The sequence below is a fragment of the Planococcus halocryophilus genome, assembly GCF_022489025.1.
Lineage (GTDB): Bacteria > Bacillota > Bacilli > Bacillales_A > Planococcaceae > Planococcus > Planococcus halocryophilus_A.
Map to the genome: position 1 here is coordinate 1 of NZ_JAKVTG010000043.1, position 652 is coordinate 652.

The 652-nt window shown below is 46.6% G+C and carries 4 tRNA genes and 1 rRNA gene; all 5 read right to left on the reverse strand.

The features are described from left to right. Positions 1-43 precede the first annotated feature (43 nt). Positions 44-119: transfer RNA gene (locus tag MLE13_RS17870), tRNA-Val, on the reverse strand. A gap of 7 nt (positions 120-126) precedes the next feature. After that, a tRNA-Glu gene (locus tag MLE13_RS17875) sits at positions 127-201 on the reverse strand. A gap of 29 nt (positions 202-230) precedes the next feature. Next, positions 231-320 (reverse strand) — tRNA-Ser (locus tag MLE13_RS17880). 5 nt (positions 321-325) lie between these two features. Continuing rightward, positions 326-400, reverse strand: a tRNA-Asn gene (locus MLE13_RS17885). Positions 401-411: 11 nt separating this feature from the next. Beyond that, positions 412-527 (reverse strand): 5S ribosomal RNA (gene rrf, locus MLE13_RS17890). Positions 528-652: the final 125 nt, after the last annotated feature.

The window sequence follows — 652 nt, forward strand, 5'->3', positions numbered from 1 at the left end:
TAATACTATTTTTTTCCAATTCACATAAATTGTATGAATGAAATGGTGGAGGATGACGGGATCGAACCGCCGACCCTCTGCTTGTAAGGCAGATGCTCTCCCAGCTGAGCTAATCCTCCATGAAATTGGTGACCCCTACGGGATTCGAACCCGTGTTACCGCCGTGAAAGGGCGGTGTCTTAACCGCTTGACCAAGGGGCCGTACTTAATAACTATTGAAAACGATCTTCTGGCGGAGAGCAAGGGATTCGAACCCTTGAGACGGTTGCCCGCCTACATGATTTCCAATCATGCTCCTTCGGCCACTCGGACAGCTCTCCATAATTGGCTCCGAAGGTAGGACTCGAACCTACGACCATCGCATTAACAGTGCGGTGCTCTACCACTGAGCTACTTCGGAATAATTGATCAGCCTGGCAACGTCCTACTCTCACAGGGGGAAACCCCCAACTACCATCGGCGCAAAAGAGCTTAACTGCCGTGTTCGGGATGGGAACGGGTGTGGCCTCTTTGCCATCATTACCAGACTGAATTTATTTTGAAAGACAAGATTTATTATACCAATATCACAGGTTTTTTCAAGCTTTTTTTCAAAAACTTTTCTTATTCTTTCAAAACTGGATAAACGACATTGAAAACAAGGGTGCACGAT